The organism is Streptomyces sp. Y2F8-2 (assembly GCF_014905555.1).
In the GTDB taxonomy this organism is placed as follows: domain Bacteria; phylum Actinomycetota; class Actinomycetes; order Streptomycetales; family Streptomycetaceae; genus Streptomyces; species Streptomyces cynarae.
In genome coordinates this window covers 58,929-79,976 of record NZ_BNGS01000015.1, presented here as the reverse complement: position 1 = coordinate 79,976, position 21,048 = coordinate 58,929, and the positions used below count along the sequence as shown (strand labels likewise).

Below are 21,048 nucleotides of genomic sequence, written 5' to 3'. Positions count from 1 at the left end.
GGACATCCCCTTCACGCCGGTCCTCGGCCCGTGACGGAATCAGCGGGCGGCGACCACCAGTGTCAGTGCGACGAGCGCAGGCACCGTCTGGACGAACAGGATCCGGCGGCTGGAGGTGGCCGCCCCGTAGGCCCCGGCGACCGCGACACACACCAGGAAGAACACCTTGGCCTGGAAGCCGGCCGGATCGGCGGCAACGGCGCCCCACACCAGGCCTGCGGCGAGGAAGCCGTTGTACAGGCCCTGGTTGGCAGCCAGAGTCTTCGTCGAGGCGGCGAACTCCTCCGTGGTGCCGAAGGAGGCCCTGGCCCGGGGCGTGGTCCACAGGAACATCTCCAGGACCAGGATGTAGAAGTGCAGCACGGCTATGGCCAGCACCGCAAAAGTTGCGACGATCGACATGTCCATGAGGGTACGGCGTACGACCTCGCGCGCCTCGCCGGGTCAACGTCTCGAGGCACTGTTCCAGCAGGCCACCACCCGTGAAACGGTTGGGTCGGCTGGGGCTCGACAACCGCCGCCAGGCGAGCAGTGCGCGGCATCACCATCGCGGTATGGGTTCGTGCGTCTCGAAGGGGGCGGATCGCAGGCGAGCTGCCGGCCGTGAACCGTGCCGTCGCGGTGGACCACGACGGGTGGGAGGCGACCGGCCGAGCAGATCGAACACCTAAGGGTGACGGGGGCGGATCCGGCGTACGTCGTCGCTGATGGTCTGCGGCTGCTTCTGCGCATCGGCCCAGGTCGCCAGCAGGGTGAGAGCGTCAGCGCTGGGCGTACCGGGATCTGCGGTGTAGGTGGTGATGGAGACGTGCGGGTCGCCGGGCAGTGCGAAGTCGTCGTACGCGAGGTCCATCGTTCCGACGGCCGGGTGGTTGACGACCTTGCGTCCACGCGAGTGGCGGCGCACGTGGTGCTTGGACCAGCGGGTGCTGAAATCGGTGCTGCGGGTGGAGAGCTCGCCGATGAGTTCGGTCGCCTGCTGGTCCAGCGGGTCACGCCCGGCGGTCGCGCGCAGGACCGCGACCAGCAGGTTCTTCGCCTCGTCGAGGTCGGCGTAGAAAGCCTCCGCGCGCGGGTCGAGGAACACGTACCTGGCGAAGTTCGGTGGCTGCTGGGCCATGGTGAACAGGTCGGCGTACAGGGCGCGGCCCAGGTCGTTGGCCGCGAGGAGGTCGAGGCGGCCGTTCTGTACGACGGCGGGCACGCTCATGGAGTCGAGGACCTGCTGCACCGACGCGGTGATGGGGGAGGTGCGCTCGGGGCGCTTGCGGCGTGAGCCGGGTGCGACGTTGCGTGCCAGGTCGTACAGGTGGGCCCGCTCGTCGTCGTCGAGTTTCAGTGCACGGGCGATCGCGTCAAGGACGCTCTCGGATGCGCCACCGAGTTGGCCGCGCTCCATACGGGTGTAGTACTCGACGCTGAGGCCGGCGAGCATCGCGACTTCCTCGCGCCGCAGTCCTTTGACGCGGCGGTTGCCTCCGACGTAGGGCAGCCCGGCCTGCTCGGGCGTGATCCGCGCCCTGCGGCTCATGAGGAAGCCCCGGATCTCCTGCTGAAACTCCATGGCTTCAAGGCTAGGACGCCTGTTCCTGGCGTGGGGGTCCCTGAGAGTGCCTGGCAGGCATCCGCGAGGCGAGGGACGGTGGCCAGGCACCCCAGAAAATCTGTGTGAAAAGGAATGCTGCAAGTGCGTGGAGCTGTCATTCATGCCCCGGGCGATGTCCGGGTGGAAGAGCGCGAGAACCCCACGATCGTCGCGCCGACGGATGCGATCATCCGCGTGTCGGCGACCTGCGTGTGCGGTTCCGACCTGTGGGACTACCGCGGCGTCAACGATGTGACGCAGCCGACCCCGATGGGGCACGAGTACGTCGGGGTGGTCACCGAGATCGGCGACGAGGTGAAGAACATCGCGGTCGGTGACTTCGTCGTCGGTTCGTTCTTCGCCTCGGACAACACCTGTGAGATCTGCGAAGCCGGCTACCAGTCACGGTGCGCGCAAGCCGAGTACGTCGGAGCCGGCGGGGCGCAGTCGGAGTACCTGCGTGTGCCGCTGGCCGACGGCACCCTCGTCGCCACCCCCGGAATGCCGGACGACGACCTGATCCCTTCGCTGCTGGCCGCCTCCGATGTGCTGGGGACGGGCTGGTTCGGCGCCGTGGCCGCGGAGGCCGGGCCGGGCAAGACCGTGGCCGTGGTCGGTGACGGTGCCGTGGGTCTGCTCGCCATTCTGGCTGCGAAGCAGCTGGGCGCGGAGCGGATCATCGCCATGTCGCGGCACGCGTCGCGGCAGAAGCTCGCCCGCGAGTTCGGCGCGACCGACATCGTCACCGAGCGCGGTGACGAGGGCGTGGCCGGGATCAAGGAGCTCACCGGCGGATACGGCGCCCACAGCGTGATCGAGGCCGTCGGCACCCAGGAATCGATGATGCAGGCCATCCGCTCCGCCCGCGCCGGCGGACACGTGGGATACGTGGGTGTGGCCCACGGCGTGGAGCTTCCCGGTGAGGAACTGTTCTTCGCCGAGGTGCACCTGCACGGCGGTCCCGCTCCCGTGCGCCGGTTCCTGCCCGAGCTGATCCAGCTCATCTGGGACCGCGAGATCGACCCGGGCAAAGTCTTCGACCTCACCCTCCCGCTCGATCAGGCCGCAGAGGGATTCAAGGCGATGGACGAGCGCCGCGCCATCAAGACCCTGCTCAAGCCCTGACCCCTCACTGACCGATCCCAGCCGCTCTCGCCCGGGACCTCGAACATCCCGGGCAGGTTGCGGAACCTCATTTGATCTCGACGGGAGAACCCCCATGAACCCCACCTACGACTTCTCCGGGCAGGTGGCCCTGGTCACCGGCGCCGCCTCCGGCATGGGCCTGGCCGCCGCCCGCGCCTTCGCCGACTTCGGCGCCGCCGTGGTGCTGGCCGACCGTGACCCCGATGCCGTCCACAAAGCAGCCGAAGAGATCACCGGCCGCGGAGGGCGGGCGATCGGTGTCGTCTGCGACGTCACCGACGAACAGGAAGTGGAAGCGGCGGTTCGGCGCGCGGTGACGGAGTACGGCCGCCTGGACATGGCGTTCAACAACGCCGGCATCCAGGTGCCGCCGGCCGACGCGGCCGACGAGACGGCCGAGAACTTCGACCGGGTCAACGCCGTCAACCTGCGCGGCGTCTGGGCGGCGATGAAGCACGAACTGCGGCAGATGCGCGAGCAGGGCAGCGGCGCCATCGTCAACTGCTCTTCCCTGGGCGGGCTCGTCGGACTGCCCGAGCGCGCGGCCTACCACGCCTCCAAACACGGCGTGATCGGCCTGACCCGCAGCGCCGCGGTCGAGTACGCGCCGCGGGGCATCCGCATCAACGCCGTATGCCCCGGCGTCATCGACACCCCGATGGTCGCCGACATGGTCGAAAACCAGGCCGAGGCCATGGCCGGGATCCTCAAGGAACAGCCCATCGGCCGGCTGGGGGCAGCGGACGAGGTCGCAGCGGCCGTCCTGTGGCTGTGCAGCCCCGGCGCCAGCTTCGTCATCGGAACGGCTCTCCCCGTCGATGGTGGCTTCACCGTCCACTGATACGGCGCCGGACAGGCTCCCGTCGCCGACGGCGGATACACCGCGTAGTGACCCCCTGGGTTGCGATCGCCTTCACGAGCGCGTCCGGGCCCTCTCGCGCGGCGCGGGCGCTCGGACAAGGCTCCGCGGCAGTTCCCCGGCGACACAGGTCCGCAGCGGCCGAGCACCCGCCACGCGCCTGGATCATCCGGGGATCGGCGATGAGAAACGGGACACCTGACGCCACATCCTCGTCGACGGGCAGGGCATCCCGTTCGCGGTGTCGCTGACCGGCTGCAACCGCAACGACGTCACCCAGCTGCCGCTGGTGGACAGTCAGGACCTCGAAGAGTCGGCGGGTACCCACTGACGCACCCCGTCGCCGTTCGTGCCGTACCAGTAGCGGGGCAGGCCCTTGGTGCTACTGGTGCGGAACGGGCGGCCGTGGTCGTCGACGCGGATCGTGCCGGTGCTGCCCTGGGAGGACCAGTCGAGTTCCAGGTACCAGTCGCAGTCGTAGGCCTTGGTCGTCGCGGTGACCAGCAGCACCTCGGGGTCCTCGGCGGAGACGCGGTAGGGCAACTGAACCGCGGGGAGGGGCTTTCCGCCGTCGTTGCCGGGGCGTGCGTGGGCGATCGGGCGGTTGACGTCCAGGTTCACGGAGAAGTCACGAGGCGTCAGGTCTCCGCCGCAGCCCTGGTCCATGGCGTACGCGTTGCCGGTGACCGGGGTACCGCGGCTGACGATACGCACCCGGAGGGCCTCCAGGACCACGGCCGTGGACGACTTCCCCTGCACCGAGATCTGCACCATCGTCGTCCCCCCGTGCACCGCCCCCTGCGTCGCCGCCCACGCTCCGGCGTCCTGCTGCTGCGGCGGCGGGGGTACCTGGGCCGGCTGCTTCGCGATGACGTAGTCGTGCCCGCAACCGCCCTGCCAGATCTGCGAGTCGGCGGTCCAGGCAAGCGGCACTCCGGTCGTCACCGGGGCGTCGCTCATCGTGTTCGACGGTCCGGCCTTCGGCTCGGTGCTCCCCGAAGCCCGAACTCCTGCGGAGGGAGAGGCCGACGAACGGCTGGGAGAGGGACCGGTCGCAGGGGCCGAGGGGTGGGGTGACGTACCCGATCCTGCCCTGCGGGACTGACCGGGGGCCTTGGCGGAGTTGTCGTCGGACCGATCGGCCGACAGCGCCGACAGACTGCCCAGCGTCACCAACAGCACGGTCGCCACGCCGGCTCCGACGACGGTGCGGCGACGGCGGTACCAGGGCCGTCCGGTCGAGCGGGCCGCATCCCACTGGGCCGTCGACTCCCGACTGCCCGGCCCATGAGCGTCGGGAGCGGGCCGCCCGGCGTCGGGTGCGCCCGCGCCGAGTCGCGGCGGTGCACCGCTCGTGCCGCCGCCGTCACCACCGACGCCGTCCGCGCCGCCGCCCCGGCCCCGCACCGTCCGGCTGTCCGGAACCGAAGCCCGCTCGCCCCCTTTTGGCTCCAGCGCCGCCTTGGCCCTCGTCGGCTCCGCTGCCTCCTCGGCACTTGCCTGCTCCCCCGCGCCCCCTTCACCCGCCCTCGGCCGCTGTCGTGCCGTCACCGCGAGCAGCCACAGGCGGTGGAGTTCGAGGCGTTCCTCCGGTGCCGCCCCGCAGAAGGCGGCCAGGCGCTCCACCGGGGCGTAGTCCTGCGGGACCGCCTCGCCCGCGCAGTAGCGGTGCAGGGTGGAGGTGTTCATGTTGAGCCGCCGGGCCAGGGAGCCGTAGCTCCGGTCCGTGCGGTCCTTCAGTCGGCGCAGCAGCGCCGCGAACTGCTCGACGTCGTCCCCGGTCGACACCGTTCCCCCGTCCTCCCACGTGTCCCCGTATCCCAGGCGGTCCATATACCTGCACGTCAGATGGGCTGGGATGGTTCCACCGTCGCCGGACGGGCGTCCGGCATTGCACTGGGCCGCCGTGACGGCCGATGCTCTTGGTGTCGCACCGACCAGGGCCGGACCGACCAGCCGGCGGCGGGCGAAAGACGACACCCATGCACTCATCCACGGGGGACACCCATGCCCAAGCGCACCGGAGCAGGCGCGCTCCTCGCACTCGCCGTCACGGGCTTCGCCCTCGGGGCGACGCTCGCCACACCGGCGAACGCCGCGGCCAAGGCGCCCGGCTTCCTCACGACGGCCGATCTCCCGCCGCACCCGAGCTCGGCCTGGACGGCCGGCGAGGTCACCTCCGGCGTACCGGAGGCGGTGGAACAGGACCGCTGCCTGAGCATGGCGCTGGGCGGCGGCGGCTCGGACACCTGGTACCGGGAGTTCCGTACCGACCACGACACGAGCGCCCGCCAGGTCAGCGTGCAGTTGTCCACGACGGCTGCGGCGAAGGGCCGCTTCTCACGGCTGAACAAGGACATCACGTCCTGTGCGGCACGCATCGAGAAGGCCGACCCGGAAACCGAGGCCACGCTGAAGGACTACGGCACACTGCCTGTCGAGGAGGGCGCCCACGTCTACGGCCTGCACACGGTGACCCTCCAGGGCGCCTCCGACATCCGTCTGCTCTCCGTCGGCCGGGACGGCAGGACCGTCACGGTCGTCGACTGGGGGCAGCTGGGCGGATTCGGGGACGCGCCGGTGAAGGCCTTCGAGCAGACGACCGTCACGGCCGTGAACAAGCTCCACTGACCGCATGACCGGGGCCGCCCTCCGCCACGGGGGTGGGGAGGGCGGCCCATCGACCACCGACAGCGCCGTTCGGCGCGATTCATCACGACTCGGAGAACGGGGAACACACATGAGCAGCAAGACCCGCACCGTCCTGACCGCCGGCGTCCTCGCCGTCGCCCTCGGCGTCGGCGCCACCGCCCAGGCCTCCGCCGGCGCCCCGCGCAGCGTCAGCGGCACACCGTCCGACAACATCACCCGCATCGCCGACTTCTACGGCGCCTACATCGACGCGGTGATCGACGAGGACAGGGGCAACCTCGGACAGGCCCTGCGCAGCCACTACCTCACCCCCGCCTTCGAGAAGGAGCTGGCGGCCTGGGAGGACCGGGAGCACGCCGACGGCGTCCTGCGCGCGCAGAACGTCCCGCTCGCCTGGAAGGTCACCGACAACGGCACCACCCGCAACTACACGGAGGCCGTCGTCACCCTCACCTGGAGCCGCGACACCACCACCAAGCTGGTCGTCGACATGACCCGCGACAGCCACAGGATCTTCCACATCGGCGAAAAGGGCGTGGGACGCAAGTAGTCACTCTGGTCGCAGCCTTGGCGTGAGGATCTGGAACGGTCGCAGCTCGAGGCCACGTCGCTTTTCCGCGGCGGCCGTTCCAGCACGCCCGGCACCTCGGCCCGACCACCGGAAGCCCGGGTGTGAGAGTGGCCCGCACCCGGTCGCCCCGGGACTCGTGGAGCCGCACCACCCCATCCCCGCTGCGGTCCTCCGCCGGAGAGGGGTGACGCGGGAGCCTGCACCGACGGCGGTGCCGGATTCTGTGTCGGTGGGCACGCGCCAATGCGCCTGTCGGCGGCTGAGTACCCGCGCTCCTGGAGGGCCGCTGAGTGACACTGCCCAGGTGGCATGATGCAGCGATGATCTCTTCGACACCTGCCGTAGTGCCTGCAGGCCGGATGAGCCAGATCGAACAACCCGTGTTCCAGCTCGCAGGGAATGTGGAACTGCGTCCGTGGCGACAAGACGATGCCCAGACCCTCGTGGATGCCAGTCTCGACCCGGATATTCAGCAGTGGAACCGTCCGGGGCGTGACGTCTCCCAGGAGGACGCCCGAGCGCAGATCGCACGCTGGCATGAGCGCTGGACATCCGAGCAGGCAGCGATCTGGGCCATCGCGCGGCTTGGTGAGCGAGCCATGGGTTTGATCGGTTGGGGGGACATCGATCTCAAGGGCGGGAGCGCCGAGATCCTGTACTGGCTGCTGCCGGCTGGTCGTGGCGGCGGCGTCATGGTCGACGCCACTGTGCGTCTCAGCCGGTGGGCGATGGATGACCTCGGCCTGCACCGGCTACGCCTCACCCATTCCGTGGCCAACCAGGCGTCTTGTCGGGTGGCTACGAGGGCAGGCTTCACCCTGGAGGGCACTATGCGAAGTGCCCTGCTGCATGCCGACGGCTGGCACGACGAACATCTCCACGCCCGCATACGAGGCGACGAATGGCCTGATGAATGAGATCAGTCGGCCTTGGAGGACTCCTCGGCCCGCGCCCTGGTCATGGCGATCCGGTCGGAGTCGATGCCGGTCTCGATGATGGTGCCGTTGAAGGTGAGCCGGTGGCGGCGGCCCCCGGCGAGCTGAGTACGGCTCCATACCGGCTGCGGTCTTCCGTCACTGTCCGCGTTCACCGCGCGATCCGCTGGTGTGGGCGAAGCGACCACCGGTGTTATTGAATGAGGTGTGCGGTCAGGGATCTCGGGGTCCCGTCGCATGGGTTTGAGTACGGCCCCGGCGCTGCGCCGGGGATTGCTGAGAGAGCCGCATGGACTCCACACCCTCGCCTTCGTCCTCCTCGCCGTTCAGCCTGGTCAGCAGCGCCCTGGGGCGCTACGTCCCGCGCAGCGGAGCGGCAGCGGCCGCCGGTCCTGCCGACGCGCAGGGTGACCGCACCAGCCGCCAACGCGTACCCGACAATCCGGCAGTCGACCACCAGGATCAGATCCTCGGCGTGGTCAACCTGGACAGGGATCTGAGAATCACCCGCTGTAACCTGGACGCCCCCGTATTCGCGGGCCTGAACGCCGTGCCCGGAAGTCCCTTCGTCGATCTTTTGCCCCCCGGGGACGTACCGACGGTCACACGGCGGTTGCGGCAGGTCCTGTCGACCGGTGAGGCGCATGTCGCCCGGATCCAGCGCCTGCGGCGCTCCGACGGGTCGGAGCTGGTGGTCTCGCTGAGCATCCTGCCCGCCGCGGTGCCTCACGAGGGCCTGACCGTCTCCCTGATCGCCATGGCCCGGAGACTGCATCTGTTCGCCGCCGAGACCGCGATCGGCACCTCGCTGGACATCGGCGAGACCGCGCAGTCGCTGGCGGAGTCCCTGCTGGCCTGGGGAGACGTGGCCGCCGTCGACCTCGACTTCGCCGTGTGGACGGGCGAAGGAGTCACCGGGCAGGCGCAGGGGCGCATCCGGCTGCGCCGGGCGGCCCTGGTGCCGGACCGGGCGTGGCCCGACGGCTACGTGACTCCGGGCGACGATCTTCCCAGCGACGCGAGTCGCCTGCTGGCGCAGGCAGTACGGCGGGACGACGCCCCGCAGGCCATCGTCATACCCGACCGGGAGGCGGTCGAGCGGGTGCTCGGCAGTCCGCGAGTGATGCGTGCCCTGGTGCCCGGCGACCGGTCGGCAGGTGTGGCGTGCATTCCGCTGGTCTTGGACGGCACGCCGCCCGTCGTGCTGGGCGTGGCGGAGGTCTGGCGGCGGGCGGACTGCCCCTTCCGCGACAGCGAGCTGTTGGACCTGCAGGAGCTGGTGGCCAGGACCGCCCATCACGTCGACCTGGCCCGTCAGCACCAGCGCGAGCACACGCAGGTGCTGGCGTTGCAGCGCCGACTGCTGCCCCGGACCGGCGGCGACACCGTCGAGATCGCCAGCGTCTACCAGCCCGCCACCCCCGACAGCGCGGGCGTCGGCGGCGACTGGGTGAACAGCTTTCCGCTGCCGGACGGCCGGACCGCGCTGGTGGTCGGTGACGTCGTCGGGCACGGCCTGGGAGCCGCGGCGACCATGGGCCAGCTGAGCATGGAGGCCCGCGCGCTGCTGTCCGCGGGACTGGCACCCGACGAGGTGCTGGAGCGCCTGGACGACACCGTGACGCTGCTGGACGACGCGGAGTCCGGACTGACGGCCGGCTACAGCGCCCTCGGGTCGACCTGCTGCATCGCCCTCTACGACCCGGTCAGCCACCGCGTGGCGTTGTCCAGCGCCGGCCATCTCCCCCCGGTCCTGGTATCCCCGGACGGGCACGCGGGCCCGCTCGCGGTCCGCCCTCATCCCGGCCTGGGCGCTGAGTTCGCGCTGCGGGAGCCGTTCGACGTGCACACGTTCGGCGCACCCCCAGGCTCCCTGCTCGCCCTCTACACCGATGGCTTGGTGGAGGATCCGGCCATGTCGATCGACGAGGGCATCGGCAGGCTGGCGGAGGTCGTGTCCACGGTGCACCCCTGGGACGCCCTGCAGCAGGCCGCACGGCACGTCGTCTCCGCGCTGGCACCCGGGCACCAGCGCGACGACGTGACCCTGCTGCTCGCGCGCATGATCGGCTACCGCAAGGGGGACACCGCGACCTGGCGGCTGCCCGCCCGCGACGACGCCCCCGCCTGTGCCCGCGCGCAGGTCGCCGCGCTGCTGCGGAAATGGCGCACCAGGGACGAAACCCGGGACAACGTGCTGCTGCTGGTCAGCGAGCTGGTCACGAACGCGGTGCGCTTCGCCACCGGTCCCGTCACGGTACGGCTGATCAGGGCCGGTCGCGGCCTGCTGTGCGAGGTGGGTGACACCGGCAACGGCAGGCCGCGTCTGCGCCGGGGCGGCCTCCTCGACGACGGCGGTCGTGGCCTGCACATCGTGCACAGGGTCACCAGCCGGTGGGGGGTGCGGTGGACGGACACCGGCAAGGTGGTCTGGGCGGAACTCACGAGGTGATGCGGCTGCCGGGCGGAGGCGCGGCCGGCGAATGGGAGGGCGGCGAGGGTACGGCCGGCGTACTCGTCACCGGGCGCCATCGGCAGTACGGACGGTCCCTCAGTGGCACCGGTGACGCGGACGGCTCGTTTGCCGGTACGGATGGCGCGGGCGCGCACTACAGCCACTCCCCTTCCAGGGCGGTGGCGGTGAGGCCAGGTGCCGCCGCGTACAGGACGGCGCGACTGCCCGGCTTCTGCCCGGCGTCGTGGGCCCGCCGCATGATGTCGAACACGGCGGCGCCTCCACGGTTGCCGCTGGTGTAGCTGTCCCGGCTGTAGTCCAGCAGTCCCGACGGCCACGCGTCGGGCATCGTCTGCTCCATGTACTCCAGCACCTTCGTCCCGCCGGGGTGCGCCAGCAGCACATCGGGGTGCCACGCGTCGGGGTCGTCCTGGTAGCGGACGCGCAGCCATTCCCACATCGCGGTGACCGTCTCCTGTACGGCGCGCGGCCCGCGCCGGTCCATCACGAAGTGGGTTCCGTCCGCCCGCGTGTCCAGGCGGTGCAGGCCCTGGGTGCCGGGCAGGGTGTGGTGCCAGGCGGCGTCCAGCCGCAGCACCGACTCGCGCCTCGGGCGGCCCGTGACCACCGCCGCGACTGCGGTGTCCGCAAACAGCAACCGGACGATCAGGGACTCGAGGGTGTCGTCCGCGGGCTGGTAGGTCGTGCTCAGGGCCTCCGCGATCACGACCAGGACCACCCGGTCGGGGTCCGCAGCCACGAGATCCGCCGCCAGCGCCAGGGAGCGGGTCCCCGCGATACAGGCCCACTGTGTGGCCGGCAGCAGCATCACGTCGTTGCGGAGCGGAAGCCTGTTGGCCAGGGCGATGTCCAGACCCGGCAGCGCCGGGGTGGTGGAATGACTGGTGATCAGGCAGTCGATGTCTGCGGCGTCCAGCCCGGCGATCTGCAGGGCCCCGCGCGCCGCACGCTCCCCGTAGGACTGCACGGCCTCCCAGGCCGGCGCGGTGCGCTCCTGGACGGTCTGCGGCGCGGGTATCGCCTCTAGGGCGGCGATCACGCGGTCCACGTCCTGCTGAGTGAACCCCTCGCGTGCAAGCGCCTCTCGGGCCGGCCCGATGCCGGCAGCCCGCAGACCGCCGCCGTTGCCGGGCGCGACGGCGGTCTCCAGGGGCAGCATCCACCCGCGGGTCTCGATGCCCGTACTGGCCGCGATGCCGTCGATCCGCGGCGCCCACGCCGCGTGCGGGTGCCGGCCGCGCACCTCCGCCACGATCTCGCTGGTCTCCACGGCGTGCTCGCCGTGTATCACGGCAGGAGGACAGACGTAAGCGGTCATAATGCGGCACCTTTCCGAGGGAACAATGAGGAATTTCACGAGTGCTGTGTCATGGGTCACTTTGGAAATGCGCGCCCAAGAACTCGCCGATTAGCTCCACTTCGGGAGCCGGCATCCGTTTCGAGCATGGGCGCCAAATGGACATTTACGCTGTGATGCAGACAACTCAGGAAGCCATTGAAATGCGTGACACGGCACACACCGCTGAAATAAGGCCCTCAGAACGGTTCCGCAGGTCCTACCTGACTCACCATCAGCCGAAAGGCTTCCTGGTCACTGCCGCCGGAGCCGGGCGACACCCTCGGCGGCACGGGCCACTCGACCGCAGAGGCTCGCCTCGACAGGGAAGAGATACGCCGCGATCGGCAATGTCCGACGCGACCGGGCGATAGCGGGGAACGCGGTTGCTGTACTTCGCTGCGATACGTTCCCGGGACACCAAAGGCTCCGGTTGATCCGGGGCTCGGTATCACCAGGCCGGTCACGGCCGGACGCGGCTTCAGGCGGAAACCGCGATCCAATGCGAGCCGTCGCGGATCTCCACCTGGGTGTTTGTTGTCACTGCGAGCACCCGGCCGACGGCCGAGGCCCACACTCCCGAAGCCTGGTGCGGCCTGCGCCCGGTCGTCGACTGCAACACCGCGGCCATCTAGTGACGTCGCGTCAATAGGCTGCGTCAGCCGGCCGGTCGCCCGTTGTCACGAGCGGCACGTAACCGTGATCGGGGTGCCCGTGTGGAAGAGCCAGATGGCCGTCACGGGGATGACCGCCGTCCCGCAGGGTGAAGGTCCTCGTAGCCTGGACGCTCGGCCAGGGCGCACTCCGCGGACATGGCGGAGGCGTCTTCGGTGGTGACTCTCGTCGGAAGATGTCGCCGCGCTGATGGAGTTCACAGCGCGGACGAGTGTTCATTCCGTCGGCGTGCCGATCCGAAGCCGGTTGCCGTCCGGATCGCGCAGCTCGATCTCACGCCCCCAGGGAGCGTCCTTCACCTGCACACCGAACTCGGAAGCAATGGCATCGACATCACGAACACGGAGGTAGACCAACGTGTCGGGGCGGGCATCGCCCTGGTGCTCCGACAAGAACAACCGCACCCTGCCCCGGGCGACTTCGACGAACGCGGGAAGACGCGGTTCGAAGCGGTGCTCCCACTGCTTGACGAAGCCCAGTCGCTCGTACCACCGAACCGCGGCCGCGGCGTCCCCGACATGAAGAATGGGAATGACTTCCTCGTCCATGCAGCCCATCGTCGCAGACCGAGGGCGGCCAGGACTTCGGTCCTGGTCGGCCGAAAGTTCTCAGACCTCCCCGGTCACCAGGTGACGTGGAGTTCGTGGGCGCCGTAGATCACGGCGTCGTACTTGAACGGGACTTGGTCCAGCTCGGTCGCCGGCCGGAGAGTCGGGATGCGGCGCAGCAGAGTCGGGTAGATCACCTGAAGTTCCATCCGGGCCAGCGGCTGACCGATGCAGTGGTGGGTGCCTGAGCCGAAGGCCTGGTGTCGGCGGGCGTCGCGGGTGATGTCCAGTCGGTCCGGGTCGGGGAAGACGGAGGGGTCCCGGTTCGCCAGTTCGCCGAGCATGATGACGCCCTCGCCCTTGCGGATGGTCTGCCCGGCGATCTCGATGTCCTCCAGCGCGGTGCGGCGGCGCCCGAGGTGGGCGATGGTCAGGAAGCGCAGCAGCTCCTCGACCGCGTCGACGACGACCTTGGGGTCCTCCGCCTCACGGACGCGGGCGGCCTGCTCCGGATGCCGGAGCAGCAGCAGGGTGCCCAGGGTGATCATGTTGGCGGTGGTCTCGTGGCCGCCGAGCAGCAGCAGGACGCCCATGCCGGTCCGTCCAGCAGGCGGTCGATGAAGCCGTCCACCATCCTCTGCACGGCGGGGCGCATGGCCTCGACCCGCTTGATGGTGAAGGCGCCGCTGACCATCCGGCGCAGCCGGGCGTGCTCCGGGTCGTCCATTCCGACGAAGCTCAGGTCGGTGACGCCGTGGCTGTCACCGACCTCCGCGCCTTCGCCGTAGGCCCCTGCCTCGCTCTCTCCTCCGCCGTGGTGGGCGACCGGGCTGGGGAAGTTGGGCGCGACGAAGTCCACGCTCAGCCGGTTGTCGGAGAGCAGTGCCTTCTGCTCGGCGTGGTTGGTCACCACCCACGGGGTCTTGCCGTCCCAGGTCCGGACCCGGAAGACCGGGCCGAACACGGTCAGGTGGCGCATCTCCGGAGAGAGGTCGAACGGGCAGCGGTCGGAACTGGGTTCGGGAAAGTCAGGGATGCCTGTCGGCGCCTGGCCGGTTTCGAGTGAGGTGGTCATGTCTCCTCCTGTGGGGGGCTTCCTGCGCGGCTCAGCGCTGGAGCGCGAGCGAGTGGGCGGCCGCATCGACGAGGCTCGGCCGGTCCGGGTAGGCCCGGGTTGCTCGAACCGTTGGGCGTGCACCCGGTACATCGCGGTCACGGCTATGGCAAGGCGATCACCGTCGCCGCGGCGGCCGTACTCCGGGGGCTGGGCTCGTCGAGCGCGATCGTCTGTACCCCGAGCTCCAATGTCGGCGCCGTCGCCACATATAAGTCAGCCGGCTTTCAGCAACGCCCCGAGGTCCGGGATAAATACCGGGACGCCCAGTGCCTTGCCTCCTCGATCACGAGCGGAGCCAGTTGAGAGTGCGACAGCTGTGACGGTGCCGAGGAAGACGTATCCGCGCTTGTCGTAGCGGGTGGGTACGGCTCTGAACTGCTTGATCTCGTTGAACGACCGCTCAACAGCAGGTGACGCTTGTGGACGGTCTTCCTGGGGCCGAAAACGTTCGGGCAGCTTGCGCCCTCACAGTCAGTGATGGAGCCGAGAAATGATCCCATTGACCCTCTGCCGGTGATCACGCCACCGGCCGCACCGATTGATGAGCGGGCGGCTTTGTTTTCACCTCACGCCCCTCACCTCAGGAAGCAATGCGACATTCATCACGCATTGGAATTGTTAAGCAAGGCGACCGAGTCCTTTAACGTGGTCGGACATCAGGCATAAAACGGATGTACTGGCCACCGTCATCGAGACCAGGGGGTCCGCGGCCGGGCGATGGAGCCCGCCCGCCCCGTGACCGACCCCCGGAGCGCTCGGAGCGACCGGTAACCCCTGGGCACTGATGCGCAGGGACGCAGATCTCCAGCGGACCCTGACTCTGGACGTCGCCGTGCCGTCGGCCCGGCGGCGCGCCCATGTTCAGCCCTGCGCGCGTCTGCGTGGCCAGTACCAGCACCGATTCGGGCACCGAGTGGTGCCCAGGAGGAAGATCTGTGGCATTGGCCAGACTCAAAGGGGCGACGGCAGCCGCCCTCACGGCGGCGATCGCGGGAACCGTGCTCACGGCGTGCGGGCCGCACGCCGGCGGGCACACACCTCAGAGCTCTCCCAGCAGCATGACTCCCTCGACGAAGCCCTCCTCTCCCAGGGCGCACTCGTCGACCAAGGCGCCGTCGCCCTCGTCCGCCTCCCCGTCCGCGTCGGCATCCGGCCGCGCGGCAGGAGGAACGCAGCCCGGCCGCAACGGAAGCGCCACCGCGAATCCGTCCGGGCCCGCTTCGCAGTCCGGCTCGGCGAATGCCTTCGGGCGACTGCCGAGCACCCCGACGGGCTCCGACGTGGTGGTCGGCCACGGGGTGGAGGGCAGCGGCAAGTCCGTAGCGCTCACCTTCGACGACGGCCCGGACCCGCGGTGGACCCCGCAGGTGCTGGCGCTCCTCGCCCAGCACCACGCGAAGGCCACCTTCTGCGAGATCGGGCCGCTCGCCCAGCGCCACCCGCACCTGACCAAGGCGATCGTCGCGGCTGGGAACCGGCTGTGCGACCACTCCGTCCACCATGACGAGCAGCAGAGCCGCAAGCCGGTCGAGTACAACATCCACGAGATCGTGGACGCCAAGCGCGAGATAACCAACGCCGCGGGAAACGGCGCGAAGCTGATGTACTACCGGGCACCCGGCGGCGACTGGAGCCCGACGATCCGGGCGATAGCCGGCGCCAACCACCTGCAGCCGCTCGGCTGGAGCGACGACGCCAACGACTGGCGGCGCCCGGGTGTGGACGGCATCCTGCGCAACATCAACCACGACCTGCGCCCCGGCGCGATCATCCTCATGCACGATGGCGGAGGTGACCGTTCGCAGACGGTGCAGGCGCTCGCCCGACTCCTCGACCAGCTGGACGCTCAGGGCTACAACTACGGCTTCCCGGCCTGAGCTTGTCCTTCGACCTTGCTCAGGTCCTCCTCGTTGCCGATGCCACCAGTGACGGGCGGCATGGCGGTCGCTCGGTGCGCCCGACCGGTGCGGTCGGTCCAGGTCGGTGGTGCCGGCCGCGGCGGGGGGCCGGTGGCGTGCGCAGTGCTCAGGTCGCCGACGCGGTAGAGGAGTTCGGCGCCGCGCTTGCCGACCGGGCCGGGGAAGGTCGGGGCGTCGGCGCCGGCATAGCGCAGCGCGGCGAGGGTGATCGCCAGCAGGTGGTGCGCGTGGACCTGGCGCAGCCCCACCACTTCTGACGGCCCACTCGAACCGCCCAAGCGGGACCGCCCATTCGCCGTGCACTTCCGATCCGCCGCCGTGAACCGCCTCGACGCGGTGCGGGGCGGTTCGGACGTCGCGCACGGCGGTGTAGTTCAGCCGGTGACCACCTTCTCCGGGCCGTGGCCGGGGTCGGCCACGCCGGATACCTCTGCGCCGGTGCTCTGGTCCGTCGTGAGCCCACGCGGTCGATGAGTCGTCCGGGTCGGCGTGGTGAGCACGGCCAGGCAGCCGACGACCAAGGTGATGCCGGCCCACCCCACAGGGGGCAGACGTTCACCGACGACGAGTACGGCCAGGACGGCCGCGACAGCGGGTTCGAGCAGGGAGAGGGTGGTCGCGGTGCTCGCCGGAACGTGCGCCAGGCCCCAGCCGAACAGGAAGTACCCGAGGAACATGGGCACCAGGGCCATGTAGGCGCCGACGGCCGCGTTCGACCAGGAGGCAAGGAGCGGGGCGCCGGTGGCCAGCAGCACCGGCATCAGCAGCAGCCCGCCCAGCCCGAAAACGGTTCCCATGGCCGCGCCGGAGGTGACACCGCGGCTGATCAGGCGGTGAGCCGCCCAGGAGTACAGGGCGTAGGTGAGCCCGGCGACCAGGCCGAGTCCCACCCCGAGCACGGTCTCCCCTGCGGAGCGTGCGCCGGACCCGGAGTGAGCGCCGGCAGCTTCGGCTGTGCACAGCAGCACCGTCCCGGACAGGCCCAGAGCGGCGCCGGTCATCCAGCGGTGCGTGAGGCGGCGCCCGTCGACGACGCGCTCGATCAGGGCCGAGGCCAGCGGGGCCGAGCCGATCGACACCACGGTGCCGGCGGCGACCCCGGCCAGGTGCATGGAGGTGTAGAAGGCCAGAGGGTAGGCCCCCACCGACACTGCACCGAGCACCACCACACCTTTGTGCGCGCGCAGCCGAGGGGCCTCCCGGCGAATGCGGGGGGCGGCGATGAGTGCCTGGAGCAGCCCGCCCAGCCCCATGGCGACAGCCCCGATCGCGAGCGGTCCCACCCCTGGGGCGAAGGTCGCGGCGGTGCCCGTGGTACCCCACAGCACCGACGCCATCAGCACGCACGTCGCGCCCACGCCGACCGAGTCTGCCGCGTGTCCTGCGGGCCGCGTCACAGCCGGTCCAGCAGGTCGGCCGCCATCGCCCGGGCATGCTCCAGACGCGTACCCGCGCCCTCCAGGCCGGCGCGTGCCATCGCGCCTTCCAGCAGGAACGACAGATGCTCCGCCACCGCGCGTGCCTCCTCCGGCCGTCCGGGCAGCAGCTCCTCAAGATGCCCGGCGAGCAGATCCTCGACCTCCTCCTTGTGCCGCCGCACCACGTCCCGGCCCTCATCCCCGGCGGGCAGCTCGGCGGCCGCGTTCAGCAGGCCACAGCCCCGGAAACCGCGCTCGTAGGCGAAGGCCGCGTGATCGGCGTACGCGTCGAAAACGGCCAGCACGCCGCCGCGACCGTCCTGGGCCTCCTCCAGCCTCCGCCGGTACAGACCCAACCACTCCTCGTGCCGTGCATCGAGGTAGGCCATCACCAGATCGGCCTTGGAGGAGAAGTTGTTGTACAGGCTCATCTTCGCCACGCCCGCCTCGGCGGTGATCGTGTCGATCCCTGTCGCCGCCACACCGTCCGCATAGAAGCGGCGCGCCGCGGCAGCGAGCAGCTTCTCGCGCGCGGCCCCCCGCCGCCTGCCGGGGCGCTCTGCCGCCGTTCCGGTCTCGCTCATCACACACCCTCTCCTTATTAGGTAGGTCAGTCTATCTAATAAGGAGAGGGTGGCCACCCGCGTGCGCCGACTCGGCTACGCGGGCAGGGGCGGTTGGACCCCGGCCGGTCGGGCCGGCGCCCCGCCGGCTGTCGTCTTTGGCGTGTCCGTCAGCCGGAGCACGGTCTTGCGCCTGGTCGACGCGCTACCTGAGCCGGAGGAGCCCGCGCCGCGGGTCGTCGGCGTCGACGAGTACGCCACCCGCAAGGACCGCCACTGCGGCACTGTCCTGGTGGACGTCGAAACCCGCCGTCCGATCGGTCTCCTCCCAGCCCGGGAGGCTTTCAGCCTGGCCGCCTGGCTCGCCGAACGGCCTGGCGTCGAGGTCGTCTGCCGGGACCGCGGCCCGTTCTTCGCCGAAGGCGCCGCAGCCGGGGCGTCGCAGGCGGTCCAGGTCGCCGATCGGTGGCGTCTCCGGCGCAACCTGAGCGAAGCCGCCGAGCGGAGTGTTGCGCGGCACCGCCGCTGTCTGGACGTCTTGACGCCGGCAGCGCCCCGACAGCGCCTGCCGGACTGGCTCGACGCTGTCCGGCAGGACGACTTGCCCAGCCTCCACACGCTCGCCGCCGGCATCGACCGAGACCATGACGCCGTCATCGCCGGCCTCACCCTGCCCGGGAACTCGGGCGTCGTCGAAGGTCATGTCAACCGGATCAAGATGCTCAAGCGCCAGATGTTCGGCCGGGCCGGCTTCGCCCTCCTGCAAGCGCGTCCTGCTTTCCTCATGACAACCACTGTCGGTGGCCGCTGCAATGATCACTGCACGTCAACGCGAGGAGATCACCATGGGAACTTGGGATATCGGCCCTTTCGAGAACGACATGGCCGCGGACTTCGCCTACACCCTGGACGAGACGGCCCCGGACAAGCGCGAGGACCTCGTGCGGGCGACGCTCAGCCGCACCATCCAGGCCCCGGACTACCTCGAAAGCCCAGAGGGCGCAGAGGCTGTCGCAGCTGCCGCTCTCATCGCGGCACAGTGCCCGGGCGGTGAACCGATCAGTACAAGCTACGGGCCCAAGGAAACCCTTCCGGCGTTCGCCGACGATCTTCGGCCGCTTGCTGTCGAGGCACTCGACCGAGTGGTAGCCGAGAAGTCCGAGCTCGCCGAGCTCTGGAACGAGACACCCAGTGGCCCGAAGTGGCGGCAGAGCATCAGCCGCCTTCGCACCGTCCTCGCACCCGAATACGATCCCCAGAAAGACGCACTGTTCGATATTTAACTGGATAACCCACTGTTACTGATCACAGAACTTGAGCCAGAACCCAACCTCGTGGACAAAGCCAAGGGCATCTGATACCCGAGGGTGGCGGGCTCGTTTCAGCGCCCTGACGCCGGTGGCAGTCGCAGGCCGTTCGAGAGAGGTAGTACCAGGTGAGTTCCCCCCGCACGGTCGTGAGCGAGGAGGCAGGTGAGGTCCGTCGCTTCTGGAGCGGGCTCGGGCTGCCCGGGCTGATCGACGTCCACACCCACTTCATGCCCGAGCGTGTCCTGCACAAGGTGTGGGGCTACTTCGACACCAACGGCCCGCTGATCGGCGGCCTGGAGTGGCCGATCACCTACCGGAAGGAGGAGTCGGAGCGCACGTCCCTGCTGCGGGAGTTCGGCGTGCGCGCCTTCACCTCCATGCTCTACCCCCACAAGCCGGGCATGGCCCGGTGGCTGAACGGCTGGGCGGCCGACTTCGCCCGCCGCACCCCCGACTGCCTGCACACCGCCACCCTCTACCCCGAGCCGGACGTCGCGACCTACGTCCGGGAGGCCCTCGAAGCCGGGGTCAGGGTGTTCAAGGCGCACGTGCAGGTGGGGGCGTACGACCCGGCGGACGAGCGACTCCAGCAGGCGTGGGGACTGTTGGCCGAGGCCCACGTCCCCGTGGTGATGCACTGCGGCTCAGGGCCCGCGCCGGGAAAGCACACCGGCCCCGAACCCATCGCGCGAGTGCTGGCCCGCCACCCGAAGCTGCGGCTGATCGTCGCGCACATGGGCATGCCCGAGTACCAGGAGTTCCTCGACCTCGCCGAGCGGTACGACCAGGTACGGCTGGACACGACGATGACGTTCACCGACTTCACCGAGGAACTCGAGCCCTTCCCCCGCCAGGCCCTGCCCCGGCTCGCGGACCTCGGCGACCGCATCCTGCTCGGCTCCGACTTCCCCAACATCCCCTACCCCTACCTCCACCAGCTCCAGGCACTGGAACGGTTGGAACTCGGGCAGGATTGGCTGCGGGCCGTGTGCCACGACAACGCGGCAGACCTGTTCGGACTCTGACGGGGCGTGGGGACTCTGGGTATGGCCGCTAAGGGATGAGCCGGTGGACGGCTTAGAACCTCTAACAAATGCGGTCCGGCGATCCCTCAGTTGTCGGCTGCCGCAGTGGGGCTGGGAACGCCGTGTTCGGTGGCGGGTGGAAGGATCGGCCCGTGACGTGTGACGTATGCGGGCATGAGATGCACCAAGTGCCGACGGCGGATCCGCGGGTGAAGGAACAGTGGTTTTGCCCCTGGTGCCATGCGTGGACCATGCTGGGCGCTCATCCAGGCTTGGTCTCACGGCCGCGGTACCTGCCCGTGCACGTGCGCTGGGAGCGCGCGGATTCGGCGGAGCTGCCCGCTGACATCTCCCATGCGTACGGGCACTTCGGTACGACCTTGTGCGGCCTGCGGCAGGACGGCATCGTTCCCTCGCCATACCCGTGGGTGCCGGAATGGGACGATGCCTGCCCGGGATGCAAGGAGGCATCGGTCGTCATCGACGGGCGCTGGCCTGTGGACGTGCGAGGCGAGAAGTACGAGCGGGTGCTGCTCCCGCCTCCGCCTGGTTCGGGCTGGCCGCCCTTCTAGGCTTGCGGGCTTGCTTGTATGAGCCGCCTCCCGCAGATCAGCGCGCATCCCACGCTCGAGAACGCCTCGTTGATGTCGTCGCGGATGTCCCAGCGGATCCGCAGGCGCCGGAAGTGATGCAGGAGCGCGAAGGCGCGCTCGACGACCCACCGATGGATACCCAGGCCGAAGCCGTGCTCCATGTTGCGGCGGGCGATCAACGGTCGGATGCCGAGTTCGCGCACCAGGCGCCGGTACGCGAAGACGGAGCTCCGCCCGCGTCCGCACCAGGAGCCACTTTGAACGGGGTCAACTCGTCGAACGCCACACACCCGGAGAACTGACGCAGCGTGACCCGGGAT

20 protein-coding genes and 4 pseudogenes are annotated in these 21,048 nt (G+C 69.9%); 12 read left to right on the top strand and 12 right to left on the bottom strand.

Annotated features, from left to right (window positions below):
• Window positions 1–39: 39 nt before the first annotated feature.
• Together SY2F82_RS36505 and SY2F82_RS36500 are read right to left on the bottom strand one after the other, a co-directional pair.
• Window positions 40–402: a DUF1304 domain-containing protein gene (locus SY2F82_RS36505; protein WP_200423395.1), complete on the bottom strand. Its 363-nt coding sequence runs from the start codon at window positions 400–402 to the stop codon at window positions 40–42.
• A gap of 265 nt (window positions 403–667) precedes the next feature.
• Entirely contained in the window at window positions 668–1,564 is an 897-nt protein-coding gene (locus SY2F82_RS36500; protein WP_200423394.1) for a helix-turn-helix transcriptional regulator, read from the bottom strand.
• A gap of 123 nt (window positions 1,565–1,687) precedes the next feature.
• Between SY2F82_RS36500 and SY2F82_RS36495 the strand changes: the two genes are divergently transcribed.
• From SY2F82_RS36495 to SY2F82_RS39390, 3 genes and pseudogenes are all read left to right on the top strand, one after another.
• Window positions 1,688–2,710 carry a zinc-dependent alcohol dehydrogenase family protein gene (locus SY2F82_RS36495; protein ID WP_200423393.1) on the top strand — a complete coding sequence of 341 codons (1,023 nt, stop codon included), beginning with the start codon at window positions 1,688–1,690 and terminating at the stop codon, window positions 2,708–2,710.
• Window positions 2,711–2,804: 94 nt separating this feature from the next.
• Entirely contained in the window at window positions 2,805–3,572 is a 768-nt protein-coding gene (locus SY2F82_RS36490) for a glucose 1-dehydrogenase (RefSeq protein WP_200423392.1), read from the top strand.
• 223 nt (window positions 3,573–3,795) lie between these two features.
• Window positions 3,796–3,888 (top strand): annotated as a pseudogene (locus tag SY2F82_RS39390) (IS5/IS1182 family transposase); the annotation flags it as partial.
• On the opposite strand, the gene SY2F82_RS36485 reads toward SY2F82_RS39390, so the two are convergent.
• Window positions 3,888–5,423, bottom strand: coding sequence for a helix-turn-helix transcriptional regulator (locus SY2F82_RS36485; protein ID WP_236042015.1), 1,536 nt, complete (start codon window positions 5,421–5,423; stop codon window positions 3,888–3,890). The pseudogene SY2F82_RS39390 and the gene SY2F82_RS36485 sit on opposite strands and share 1 nt — an antisense overlap.
• A 174-nt stretch (window positions 5,424–5,597) precedes the next feature.
• On the opposite strand from SY2F82_RS36485, the gene SY2F82_RS36480 reads away from it, so the two are divergent.
• The 3 genes from SY2F82_RS36480 to SY2F82_RS36470 all read left to right on the top strand — a co-directional run bounded on the left by SY2F82_RS36480 (window position 5,598) and on the right by SY2F82_RS36470 (window position 7,730).
• Window positions 5,598–6,221 carry a hypothetical protein gene (locus SY2F82_RS36480; RefSeq protein ID WP_200423390.1) on the top strand — a complete coding sequence of 208 codons (624 nt, stop codon included), beginning with the start codon at window positions 5,598–5,600 and terminating at the stop codon, window positions 6,219–6,221.
• 109 nt (window positions 6,222–6,330) lie between these two features.
• Window positions 6,331–6,792, top strand: a complete 462-nt coding sequence (locus SY2F82_RS36475) for a hypothetical protein (protein WP_200423389.1) — start codon at window positions 6,331–6,333, stop codon at window positions 6,790–6,792.
• Window positions 6,793–7,133: 341 nt separating this feature from the next.
• The gene (locus SY2F82_RS36470) at window positions 7,134–7,730 is read left to right on the top strand and encodes a GNAT family N-acetyltransferase (RefSeq protein WP_200423388.1); all 597 of its coding nucleotides are present in this window, start codon (window positions 7,134–7,136) and stop codon (window positions 7,728–7,730) included.
• 2 nt (window positions 7,731–7,732) lie between these two features.
• Here the strand turns inward: SY2F82_RS36470 and SY2F82_RS39385 are convergent, their stop codons facing one another.
• Window positions 7,733–7,903, bottom strand: coding sequence for a hypothetical protein (locus SY2F82_RS39385; protein ID WP_236042031.1), 171 nt, complete (start codon window positions 7,901–7,903; stop codon window positions 7,733–7,735).
• Window positions 7,904–8,037: 134 nt separating this feature from the next.
• Here SY2F82_RS39385 and SY2F82_RS36460 point away from each other — a divergent pair, with 134 nt between their 5' ends.
• Window positions 8,038–10,200: a SpoIIE family protein phosphatase gene (locus SY2F82_RS36460; protein ID WP_200423387.1), complete on the top strand. Its 2,163-nt coding sequence runs from the start codon at window positions 8,038–8,040 to the stop codon at window positions 10,198–10,200.
• Window positions 10,201–10,357: 157 nt separating this feature from the next.
• Here SY2F82_RS36460 and SY2F82_RS36455 read toward each other — a convergent pair whose 3' ends face one another.
• The 3 genes and pseudogenes from SY2F82_RS36455 to SY2F82_RS36445 form a co-directional block, all read right to left on the bottom strand.
• On the bottom strand, window positions 10,358–11,542 hold the full coding sequence (locus tag SY2F82_RS36455; protein WP_200423386.1) for a type III polyketide synthase: 1,185 nt from the start codon (window positions 11,540–11,542) through the stop codon (window positions 10,358–10,360).
• Window positions 11,543–12,450: 908 nt separating this feature from the next.
• The gene (locus SY2F82_RS36450) at window positions 12,451–12,783 is read right to left on the bottom strand and encodes a glyoxalase superfamily protein (protein ID WP_200423385.1); all 333 of its coding nucleotides are present in this window, start codon (window positions 12,781–12,783) and stop codon (window positions 12,451–12,453) included.
• A 74-nt stretch (window positions 12,784–12,857) separates the two neighbouring features.
• Window positions 12,858–13,858, bottom strand: a pseudogene (locus SY2F82_RS36445) (cytochrome P450).
• A gap of 75 nt (window positions 13,859–13,933) precedes the next feature.
• Between SY2F82_RS36445 and SY2F82_RS36440 the strand changes: the two are divergent.
• Window positions 13,934–14,203: pseudogene (locus SY2F82_RS36440) on the top strand (GNAT family N-acetyltransferase); the annotation flags it as partial.
• Window positions 14,204–14,939: 736 nt separating this feature from the next.
• Here the strand turns inward: SY2F82_RS36440 and SY2F82_RS39375 are convergent.
• The gene (locus SY2F82_RS39375; protein WP_236042014.1) at window positions 14,940–15,164 is read right to left on the bottom strand and encodes a hypothetical protein; all 225 of its coding nucleotides are present in this window, start codon (window positions 15,162–15,164) and stop codon (window positions 14,940–14,942) included.
• 16 nt (window positions 15,165–15,180) lie between these two features.
• Between SY2F82_RS39375 and SY2F82_RS39370 the strand changes: the two genes are divergently transcribed.
• Window positions 15,181–15,777: a polysaccharide deacetylase family protein gene (locus tag SY2F82_RS39370; RefSeq protein WP_236042012.1), complete on the top strand. Its 597-nt coding sequence runs from the start codon at window positions 15,181–15,183 to the stop codon at window positions 15,775–15,777.
• Here the strand turns inward: SY2F82_RS39370 and SY2F82_RS36430 are convergent.
• The 3 genes from SY2F82_RS36430 to SY2F82_RS36420 all read right to left on the bottom strand — a co-directional run bounded on the left by SY2F82_RS36430 (window position 15,759) and on the right by SY2F82_RS36420 (window position 17,821).
• Complete coding sequence (locus tag SY2F82_RS36430) at window positions 15,759–16,067, bottom strand: hypothetical protein (RefSeq protein WP_200423383.1); 309 nt, start codon at window positions 16,065–16,067, stop codon at window positions 15,759–15,761. The two genes, SY2F82_RS39370 and SY2F82_RS36430, sit on opposite strands and share 19 nt — an antisense overlap.
• A 126-nt stretch (window positions 16,068–16,193) precedes the next feature.
• On the bottom strand, window positions 16,194–17,216 hold the full coding sequence (locus tag SY2F82_RS36425) for a DMT family transporter (protein WP_374707236.1): 1,023 nt from the start codon (window positions 17,214–17,216) through the stop codon (window positions 16,194–16,196).
• Window positions 17,213–17,821, bottom strand: a complete 609-nt coding sequence (locus SY2F82_RS36420) for a TetR/AcrR family transcriptional regulator (RefSeq protein WP_200423382.1) — start codon at window positions 17,819–17,821, stop codon at window positions 17,213–17,215. Before SY2F82_RS36420 ends, SY2F82_RS36425 begins: the two co-directional genes overlap by 4 nt.
• Before the next feature lie 49 nt (window positions 17,822–17,870).
• Here SY2F82_RS36420 and SY2F82_RS39760 point away from each other — a divergent pair.
• The 3 genes and pseudogenes from SY2F82_RS39760 to SY2F82_RS36405 form a co-directional block, all read left to right on the top strand.
• Window positions 17,871–18,263: pseudogene (locus SY2F82_RS39760) on the top strand (transposase); the annotation flags it as partial.
• A gap of 349 nt (window positions 18,264–18,612) precedes the next feature.
• Complete coding sequence (locus SY2F82_RS36410; protein WP_236042010.1) at window positions 18,613–19,083, top strand: DUF4259 domain-containing protein; 471 nt, start codon at window positions 18,613–18,615, stop codon at window positions 19,081–19,083.
• Between the two features lie 152 nt (window positions 19,084–19,235).
• Complete coding sequence (locus SY2F82_RS36405) at window positions 19,236–20,135, top strand: amidohydrolase family protein (RefSeq protein WP_200423380.1); 900 nt, start codon at window positions 19,236–19,238, stop codon at window positions 20,133–20,135.
• Window positions 20,136–20,703: 568 nt separating this feature from the next.
• On the opposite strand, the gene SY2F82_RS36400 is transcribed toward SY2F82_RS36405, so the two are convergent.
• Complete coding sequence (locus tag SY2F82_RS36400) at window positions 20,704–20,931, bottom strand: hypothetical protein (protein WP_200423379.1); 228 nt, start codon at window positions 20,929–20,931, stop codon at window positions 20,704–20,706.
• Window positions 20,932–21,048 lie beyond the last annotated feature (117 nt).

Excerpts from the sequence above, each read along its gene's own strand:
- SY2F82_RS36505 (WP_200423395.1), bottom strand. The coding sequence starts at position 402 with ATGTCGATCGTCGCAACTTTTGCGGTGCTGGCCATAGCCGTGCTGCAC.
- SY2F82_RS36500 (WP_200423394.1), bottom strand. The coding sequence starts at position 1,564 with ATGGAGTTTCAGCAGGAGATCCGGGGCTTCCTCATGAGCCGCAGGGCG.
- SY2F82_RS36490 (WP_200423392.1), top strand. The coding sequence starts at position 2,805 with ATGAACCCCACCTACGACTTCTCCGGGCAGGTGGCCCTGGTCACCGGC.
- SY2F82_RS36485 (WP_236042015.1), bottom strand. The coding sequence starts at position 5,423 with ATGGACCGCCTGGGATACGGGGACACGTGGGAGGACGGGGGAACGGTG.
- SY2F82_RS36480 (WP_200423390.1), top strand. The coding sequence starts at position 5,598 with ATGCCCAAGCGCACCGGAGCAGGCGCGCTCCTCGCACTCGCCGTCACG.
- SY2F82_RS36475 (WP_200423389.1), top strand. The coding sequence starts at position 6,331 with ATGAGCAGCAAGACCCGCACCGTCCTGACCGCCGGCGTCCTCGCCGTC.
- SY2F82_RS36470 (WP_200423388.1), top strand. The coding sequence starts at position 7,134 with ATGATCTCTTCGACACCTGCCGTAGTGCCTGCAGGCCGGATGAGCCAG.
- SY2F82_RS36460 (WP_200423387.1), top strand. The coding sequence starts at position 8,038 with ATGGACTCCACACCCTCGCCTTCGTCCTCCTCGCCGTTCAGCCTGGTC.
- SY2F82_RS36455 (WP_200423386.1), bottom strand. The coding sequence starts at position 11,542 with ATGACCGCTTACGTCTGTCCTCCTGCCGTGATACACGGCGAGCACGCC.
- SY2F82_RS36450 (WP_200423385.1), bottom strand. The coding sequence starts at position 12,783 with ATGGACGAGGAAGTCATTCCCATTCTTCATGTCGGGGACGCCGCGGCC.
- SY2F82_RS36420 (WP_200423382.1), bottom strand. The coding sequence starts at position 17,821 with ATGAGCGAGACCGGAACGGCGGCAGAGCGCCCCGGCAGGCGGCGGGGG.
- SY2F82_RS36410 (WP_236042010.1), top strand. The coding sequence starts at position 18,613 with ATGATCACTGCACGTCAACGCGAGGAGATCACCATGGGAACTTGGGAT.